This is a genomic window from Streptomyces boluensis (assembly GCF_009908195.1).
GTDB lineage: Bacteria > Actinomycetota > Actinomycetes > Streptomycetales > Streptomycetaceae > Streptomyces > Streptomyces boluensis.
The window spans coordinates 1-8078 of record NZ_JAAAHS010000349.1 but is presented as its reverse complement, the minus strand read 5'-3'; the positions used below and the strand labels follow the sequence as shown (position 1 = coordinate 8078).

Annotated in this window: 7 protein-coding genes; 6 read left to right on the top strand and 1 reads right to left on the bottom strand. The window is 74.2% G+C overall.

All coding sequences use genetic code 11. From position 1 onward, the window contains the following. Nucleotides 1-564, top strand: a 564-nt coding sequence (locus GUY60_RS30305; protein ID WP_161703580.1) for a hypothetical protein, incomplete at its 5' end; no start/stop codon positions are given. A gap of 6 nt (nucleotides 565-570) precedes the next feature. On the opposite strand, the gene GUY60_RS30300 is transcribed toward GUY60_RS30305, so the two are convergent. Then, nucleotides 571-1248 (bottom strand): esterase/lipase family protein, encoded by a 678-nt coding sequence (locus GUY60_RS30300; protein ID WP_446697007.1) that lies wholly within the window; start codon nucleotides 1246-1248, stop codon nucleotides 571-573. Between the two features lie 263 nt (nucleotides 1249-1511). On the opposite strand from GUY60_RS30300, the gene GUY60_RS30295 reads away from it, so the two are divergent. From GUY60_RS30295 to GUY60_RS30275, 5 genes are all read left to right on the top strand, one after another. After that, nucleotides 1512-2966, top strand: a complete 1455-nt coding sequence (locus tag GUY60_RS30295; RefSeq protein WP_312866484.1) for an acyl-CoA synthetase — start codon at nucleotides 1512-1514, stop codon at nucleotides 2964-2966. Continuing rightward, nucleotides 2959-4347: a carboxyl transferase domain-containing protein gene (locus GUY60_RS30290; RefSeq protein ID WP_161703574.1), complete on the top strand. Its 1389-nt coding sequence runs from the start codon at nucleotides 2959-2961 to the stop codon at nucleotides 4345-4347. The genes GUY60_RS30295 and GUY60_RS30290 overlap by 8 nt, the downstream gene beginning before the upstream one ends. Nucleotides 4348-4814: 467 nt before the next feature. Further along, nucleotides 4815-5210: a CU044_2847 family protein gene (locus GUY60_RS30285; protein ID WP_161703572.1), complete on the top strand. Its 396-nt coding sequence runs from the start codon at nucleotides 4815-4817 to the stop codon at nucleotides 5208-5210. Then, nucleotides 5207-7009, top strand: coding sequence for a VMAP-C domain-containing protein (locus GUY60_RS30280; RefSeq protein ID WP_312866483.1), 1803 nt, complete (start codon nucleotides 5207-5209; stop codon nucleotides 7007-7009). Before GUY60_RS30285 ends, GUY60_RS30280 begins: the two co-directional genes overlap by 4 nt. A 23-nt stretch (nucleotides 7010-7032) precedes the next feature. Further along, nucleotides 7033-8064: a MoxR family ATPase gene (locus GUY60_RS30275; protein WP_161703570.1), complete on the top strand. Its 1032-nt coding sequence runs from the start codon at nucleotides 7033-7035 to the stop codon at nucleotides 8062-8064. Nucleotides 8065-8078 lie beyond the last annotated feature (14 nt).

Below are 8078 nucleotides of genomic sequence, written 5' to 3'. Positions count from 1 at the left end.
CCCTTCGGCCCCACCGACTTCCAGCTCGTGCTGCTGCGCCGCATGGCCGACCACAACCCGGGGCTCGTCGAGGACGCCCGGCGCGCGCTCGGTGCCTCCGTCGGCGAGATGCGGGAGGCCAACCGCCGCTGGCAGGCGATGTCCCGCTCACCGCGCGGGCGGTCCGCCGCTTCCCGGTACCGCTCGGTGCTCGGCGCACCCGAGACGCTCCGGCGCACCATCGGCGACCTGGAGTGCGAGGCGCTGCTCTGGCCGGTGCCGCTCTGGCCCGAGCTGCGCTTCGAGGTGCTGCTCGGGCCGACCGGCGCGGTGTGGAACGAGTGGCTGATCCGCAGGCCGGGCACACCGGGCCCGACCTTGCGCACCCTGGCCGACCTCGCTACTCCCTGGTCCTGCACGGTGGACGAGGCGGCCCGCGCCTTCCCCCCGGCCCGGCCGCTCGAAGGGTCGGCGCCGACCCGCTGGGGCCTGGCGCTCTCCGTACCGGAGTCGGAGGGCGGTCAACTGCGGGCGTGTGTCGCGGAGTTCACTTGGGGGCTGCTGCAACGCGTGTCTCTCACATAGCGCGCGCTACGAGGCCACGAAGTCCCGAACCCCCCGCGAAACCCCCTCATCACCGAGCAGCTCGTTGTGCTTCAGGCAGCCCGCCGCGTTGTTGGTGGCGCCGTCCAGGAGCACGCTGTCGTCCGGGTTGATCACCTCGTCGCACTCCGACCACCAGGTGGCGTACGCGGTGTCGCCGGGCGTCTCGTCACCCTCGGCGAGCCTGTCCTGGACGTACGAGCCGGGCGTCATGTCCCGGCAGGCCTGGGACCAGGCGGCGCAGGCCCAGGCCGTGCCGGTGCCGTGGTTGGGGCCCGCGAGGGAGGCCCAGTGGGCGACCTTGCCGGTGCCGCCGCCGTGCTTCACGTACCAGCGGGTGACGAGGCTGCCGAACGAGTGGGCCACCACGTCGACCTCGGCGGCGCCGGTCCTGGCCCGCACCTCGTCGACGTACGCCCCGAACTCGCCGGAGAGCGTCTCGTTCACCGACTGGCTCGTGTCGTACCCCCAGGAGTACAGCTCGCCCTCGGTGTACCCGGCGGCCTTGAAGTCGTCGCGCAGCGAGCCCCAGACGCCGGGGTCGGCGTTGTAGCCGTGCACGAACACGACGGGGCGCCGCTCGGCCGCCTCCGCCCCTGCGGCGGCCGGGAGTTGGGCGAGTAGCGCGGCCGCGGCGAGCAGCAGCGGTACGTACGCGCGACGGATCGTTGATCGTCGGATGGGCACCGGGTTCCCCCTGGTTACGAGGTCGTGCGCGGGTGGTCGTGAGCATCGTGTTGCCTGGGGAGACCGTTGGGAAGAGGGCGCGCACGGGGTGTTGGGGGTGCCCCGGATGCGGGCAGGGGTGAGGTGGGCGGCAGCACCGTACGCGCCGGGTTGGCCGTCCGCTCCCGGGAGTTGCGCGGCCGTGGCACGCTCGGGTACCCAGACCCGGCAGTGCCATGGACGACAGCAAGGAGTCATCAGGCGTGAGTTCATCCCATCCGGCGCTTTTCCCGGACCTCGTCGCGGGTGTCGACCGCCCCGCCCTGCGTTTCGGCGACCTCGCCCTGACGTACGCGGAACTCGCCGCGGCCGCCGGTGCGCTGGCCGCCGGGCTCGACCGGAGCGGCCGGGTCGCGGTGTGGGCCACGCCCACCGCCGAGACCGCCGTCGGCGTGCTCGCCGCGCTGCTCGCCGGGGTGCCCGCCGTGCCGCTCAACCCGAAGACCGGCGGGAGCGAGCTGAGCCATGTCATCGCGGACAGCGCGCCCCTCGCCGTATTCGCCGCTCCGGACGACGAACTCCCGGACGCGCTCGGGTCGTTGCGGCGGATCGACGTACGCGCCGAGGCGCCCGCCGTGCCGGGGCCGCCGCTGCCGGACGAGCCCGCGCCGGACTCCCCCGCCTTCGTCGTCTACACCTCGGGGACCACGGGTCCGCCGAAGGGCGCGGTGCTGCCGCGGCGTGCGCTCGCCTCGACCCTGGACGCCCTGGCCGACGCCTGGCAGTGGACCGCCGACGACGTCCTGGTGCACGGGCTTCCGCTGTTCCATGTGCACGGCCTGATCCTCGGCGTCCTCGGCCCGCTGCGGCGCGGGGGCGCGGTACGGCACCTGGGCCGGTTCTCCACCGAGGGCGTGACGCGTGAACTGGCCTCCGGGGCCACGATGTTGTTCGGCGTGCCCACCATGTACCACCGGATCGCGCAGGCCCTGCCCGGCGACCGGCCGCTGGCCAAGGCGCTCTCCGGGGCCCGGCTGCTCGTCTCCGGTTCGGCCGCGCTCCCGGTGCACGACCACGACCGGATCACCGCCGCGACCGGCTGCCGCGTCATCGAGCGGTACGGCATGACCGAGACCCTGATGAACACCAGCGTGCGCGCCGACGCCGAGCCACGCGCCGGCACCGTCGGGGTGCCGCTTGCCGGGGTGGAGCTGCGGCTCGTCGACGAGGCGGGCGCGCCGACCACCGACCCGGCCGAGGTGGGCGAGATCCAGGTGCGTGGCCCGAACCTCTTCACCGAGTACCTGAACCGGCCGGACGCCACGGCGGCCGCCTTCACCGCCGACGGGTTCTTCCGCACCGGCGACATGGCGGTGCGCGACCCGGACGGGTACGTACGGATCGTCGGCCGGAAGGCCACCGACCTGATCAAGAGCGGCGGTTACAAGATCGGCGCGGGCGAGATCGAGAACGCGCTGCTCGACCACCCCGGTGTCCGCGAGGCCGCGGTGACCGGCGAGCCGGACGCCGACCTGGGCGAGCGGATCGTCGCCTGGATCGTGCCGGACGACCCGGCGCGCCCGCCCGCCGCCACCGCCCTCGTGGACCATGTGGCGGCCCAACTGGCCCCGCACAAGCGCCCGCGCGTGGTGCGGTACCTGGCGGAGCTGCCCCGTAATGACATGGGGAAGATCATGAAGCGGTCTCTCCATGAGTGACCACACGCCCGCCTCGGGTCCCGGCGGCCCCACACGACCCGACACTCGCAAAGGCGCCCGCGCCGCCCTCGCCGAAGTAGCCGACCCCGGCACCTTCGCCGAACTGCCCGCGCCCGCAGGCGAGTTGCCGTACGACGACGGCCCGCTGCGCTGGCAGGGGTACGGCGCGTCCCGGGCCCGTGCCGAGGAGCGCACCGGTGAGCGGGAGTCCGTGGTGTGCGGTACCGCCGAGGTGGACGGCACCCCGGCCGTGCTGATCGCCTTCGAGTTCGGCTATCTCGGCGGCTCGCTCGGGGAGCGGACCGGCGACCGTCTGGAGGCCGCGCACCGGCACGCCCGCGCGCACCGGCTGCCGCTGGTCTCGCTGATCGCCACGGGCGGCAGCCGGATGCAGGAGGGCATGGTCGCGCTCGGCCAACTCCAGCGCGTGGCACGGCAGTCCACGCTGACGGCCGCGGCGGGGCTCGGGCAGATCGCCGTACTGCGGGACCCCACGACGGGCGGCGGCTGGGCCACGCTCGGCGCGGGTGCCGACATGACGGTGGCGCTGACCGGCGCGCAGGTCGGCTTCGCCGGGTCGCGGGTCCGTCCGGCGGACGCGGATCCGGCCGCGTACACGGCTGAGGCGCAGTACGCGGCGGGCGCCGTGGACGCGGTGCTGCGCCCCGATGAGCTGCGCGCCGATCTCGCGCTCCGCCTGAAGGCGCTGACCCGGCCCGCGGCGGGCCCGGTGCCGCCGCCCGGCGCGCTCGGCGACGCGGCGCCCGCGGAGTCCGGCTGGGAGGCGGTGCTCCGCGCGCGGGCGCCCGAACGGCCGCGCGCCGCCGCCTACTTGGACGCGTACTTCGAGGAGCGCGCCCCGGTGCGGGGCGACCGCTGCGGTGGTGTGGACGACGGGATGCTGTGCGGGTTCGGGCTGCGCGGCGGGCGGGCGGTGGCGTTCGCGGCGCAGTGCGGCACGGCGACGACACCCGCCGGTTACCGCACGGCGGCGCGGCTCGTACGGCTCGCGGGGCGGCTCGGCACGCCGGTCCTCACCCTGGTCGACACGCCTGGCGCGGCCAACGGTCCGGAGGCGGAACGGGCGGGCGCGGGCGCGGCCATCGCCGATCTGTTCGCGGCGGTGGCGGCGGCACCCGTGCCGGTGACCACGCTCGTCGTCGGGGAGGGCGGCTCGGGCGGCGCGCTCGCGCTCGCGGCGCCCGACAACACCTGGGCGACGGCGGACAGTTACTTCTCGGTGATCGCGCCCGAGCTGGCGGCGGCGATCCTCAAGCGCCCGGCGGAGGAGACCCGCGCGACCGCCGACCAGCTCCGCCTCCGCCCCGCCGACCTGCTCGAACTCGGTCTCGTACGCGGCGTGGTGACGGAACGTCAGTGAGCGGTGGCGTGAACCGTGTGTCCCGATCCGGTTGCCCGTGGAAACGAACAGGGGAGCAGGTGTTCCCTGGAACAGGTGATCGTGGCCGCTGAGATTGCGCGGGGCATGAGTGACCAACGATGCTTACGGAGCGCAAGCAACGGGCTGCAGACCGTAATTGCGAGTCCCAGCACGTGGTCCCACGTGCGCACCAGGCAATACCAAGGAGCACCACCATGAACTTCCTCACCGACCTCCTCGCCGGCGTCGTCCACTTCGTGGGCTGGTTGGTCTGACGCACAGAGCTCCACGCAGTACGCCGCGGCGCCGTCTCCCCCCGTCCCAGGGGGAGGCGGCGTCGCCGCTTGTGCCGGGAACGTCCCGGCCGCGCCCGCGCGTTGTGGTGGTCAACGGCCGTCCGCAACAATGTGGTTGATCCACACGGCCAGGTGCGGACGGGTGCGGCCGGTGACCGACGGGGGCAACTGATGGACAGTCTGGTGCAGTTCGACACGGACGACGCCGATACGCAGATCGTCGTGGCCGTCGCCGAGGACGACCTGGCCGGAGGCATCGGGCTCGCCGCCCGTGGCGCGGGCGGCGCGGTCCAGGCGGCCCGTACGTTCGAGAGTTCCCTGGCGGGTGCCCGCGCGGCGGCCGAGTCGGCGCTGCGGGTGTTCCGGGACGGGAGCCTGAAGCCGGACGCCGTGGAGATCGAGTTCGGCGTGAAGCTGACCGCCGAGGCGGGCGCCGTGATCGCGAAGTCCGCCGTCGAGGGCCACCTGGTCGTCAAGCTCTCCTGGTCCCCGCAGCCGACACCGACCGCGGACCCCACAACCGCCCCGGACCCCGCACCCGCGCCGGGGGCCGGCGCGACCCCGTGAACAGCCCGTCCTGGCACGCCCGGATCGGCTGCGGGAACGAGGTGGGCGGCGGCTTCCTCGTCTCCGACCGGCACGTCCTGACCTGCGCGCATGTCGTCGCCGCCGACGCCCCCGAGCACGGTGTGACGACCACCGTCACCTTCCCGGGCAGCCCCGCGCTCGGCCCGTTCACCGCGACCGTCGTCGCGCACGGCGGCTGGCACGGCGCCGCCACCGACCCGGGCGACCTGGCGGTGCTCGCCCTCGACCGCCCGGTGCCGATCGAGCCCGCCAGGTTCGCGCCGCTCACCGAGGCCTACGGCGCCGAGGAACCGAAGCTGCTCGCGTACGGCTTCCCCCAGCACTACGAAGAGGGCACGGTCGCCGAATTCCGGGTCACCGCCGACCAGTTGATCGCCGCCGAGTGGGTGCAACTGGAGGCGTGGAGCGCGTACGGGCAGCCGCTCGCGCCCGGGTTCAGCGGCGCGGCCGTGGTGCACGCCGACACCAAGGAGGTGGTCGGCATGGTCACCGCCGCCGACCGCGACCCGCGCATCCGGGGCGGCCGGATGCTGCCCAGCGGGATCATGGCGCGCTACTGGCCACGGCTCGGCGAGCTGATCCCCACCCCCGGCCACACCCGCGCGGACAAGGCGGAGCTGCGCGCCCTGATCGCGCGGGCCGAGGCGGCCGGTGTCGAGGCGAGTCCCGAGCGGCTCTACCGGGACGCGGTGGGCCCGCACGGCACCCTGCCGCCGCGTGAACGGTTCGGCTCGCTGTGGGAGGCGGCCTGGTACACCCTCGCCGAGTCGACGGACCCCACCGCCCCGGCCCGCTTCGCCGCCCGCCTCGCCGACTTCGTCGACACGGACACGGCCACCCGGCACGCCCTGCAGCGCTGGCCCGGCGGACAGCGGCAACCCTCGTACGGGCAGCGGCAACCCTCGTACGGACAGCCCCAACCCCCGTACGGGCAGCCCGCACCCGTGCCCGCGCCCGTATCCCGCAACCCGCGCGTGCCCGCACGCCGCTGGGAGTCGGTGCTCGTCGAGATCGAGCACAGCGGCGCGGGCCAGGGCCAGTTCATCGTCTCGGTGTCGCTGTGCCGGGGCCAGGAGCGGCACCCGGTCGGGGAGCGTTCGCTGCCGCGCGGCAAGGTGAAGGCGTACGCCCTGGAGCGGATCAGTGAGGCGTACCGGCTGATCGACCGCGACGCGCACGAGCTGATCGCGTTCGCGCTGCCCCGGCAGTGGCACAACAACCCGGTGCACACCTGGAAGCGCAGCAAGGACGACCCGACGCCGCTCGGCTCGTTCTCGCCGGTCGTCGTGATGGACCTGGCGCGGCGCCGCGACCCGATGCTCCAGCACAAGCTGCACCAGGCCTGGCAGGAGCTCGACACGCGCACCACCGGCGCCGAGCTGCACCGGGTGGAGTGCGGCAGCGACCAGGGGCAGGTGTCCCTCACCCGGCAACTGCGCCCCCGTACCGGCCTGCTCGGCTTCGCCGCACCGCCCAGGGCGGCCCGCGCCAAGGGCCAGTTCAAGGCGGGCCTGAACGCCCCCGTGCCGGTCATCCTGTGGCCGCAGACCGGCTGCGAGGGCGGCCACGAACCGAAGGACGACTGCCCCGGCACGTCCTTCCTGGACGCCGTCGGGGCGTATGTGGAGAGCCGGGCGCCCGGTGAACTCCCGTACGACATCTGGGAGTTGCGGCGCGATTCGGACCAGGAGTGGGCGCGGCAGGTGACGCTGTTCTGGGAGGACCCGCGCTGCTTCCCCGAGCCGGCGGTGGGCTTCAGACACTCACCGGTCGGCTGAGCCGCCCCTCACGAAGGAGAAGCATGTCCAAAGCGCCCGTCTACACCGGCACCGGCGAGCCGCACGACGGCGTCGACGCGCTGCCCGCGCCGCCGCCCTGGCGCGCTTTCGACGGGGGCGGCGACCGGCCCCTGGACCCGCCCGCCGAAGACCCGGCGGGCGCGCCCGACCGCACGCACCGCGCGGTCACGTACCGGCCCACCGAGCAGGCGGTGCAGCTGGTCAACGCGGCCCTGTACCTGCGCCGCCCGCTGCTCGTGACGGGCCCGCCGGGCAGCGGCAAGTCGTCCCTCGCGTACGCGGTGGCGCGGGAGTTGCGGCTCGGCCCGGTGCTGCGCTGGAACATCACCAGCCGCTCGGTCCTCGCCGACGGCCTCTACCAGTACGACCCGCTGTCGCGCCTGTACGCGGCCGCCCGCGTCCAGGCGGGACAGGACCTGCCCTCGGGCGGCGAACTCCAGGACCACCTGCGCCTCGGCCCGCTCGGCACCTCGCTGCTTCCCTACCGGCGCCCGCGCGTCCTGCTCATCGACGAGATCGACAAGAGCGACCTGGACCTGCCGAACGACCTCCTGAACGTCCTGGAGGAGGGCCAGTACGAGATCCCGGAGCTGCGGCGCGCGGCCCGTTCCACGCCCGAGGCGCAGGTCATGGTCGACGGCGGCGACGAGCGGGTCGCCGTCACGGCCGGCCGGGTGCGCTGCCACGCCTTCCCGTTCGTGGTGCTGACCAGCAACGGCGAGCGCGAGTTCCCGCCCGCATTCCTGCGCCGCTGCGTCAGGCTGCAGCTGCGCCAGCCGGAGGAGGAGCAGTTGGAGGCGATCGTCCGCGCCCACCTGGGCGAGCCGGACGCGTACGCCCGTACCCTCATCGCCCGCTTCCTGGAGCGCGGCAACAGCGGTGAACTCGCCACCGACCAACTGCTCAACGCCATTTACCTGACCGGCACGTCCGGTCTCACCGCGGACTCGCGCGACGAACTCGCGGAGCAGCTGATGCCGTACCTCAGCCACCACGAGGACCACGGCGGCGCAGAGGAGCCGGACACCTTCTGATGCCCGCAGAGCCC

What these genes read in the sequence shown, in the direction of transcription:
- GUY60_RS30290 (WP_161703574.1), top strand. Translation starts at nt 2,959, where the DNA reads ATGAGTGACCACACGCCCGCCTCGGGTCCCGGCGGCCCCACACGACCC.
- GUY60_RS30285 (WP_161703572.1), top strand. Translation starts at nt 4,815, where the DNA reads ATGGACAGTCTGGTGCAGTTCGACACGGACGACGCCGATACGCAGATC.
- GUY60_RS30275 (WP_161703570.1), top strand. Translation starts at nt 7,033, where the DNA reads ATGTCCAAAGCGCCCGTCTACACCGGCACCGGCGAGCCGCACGACGGC.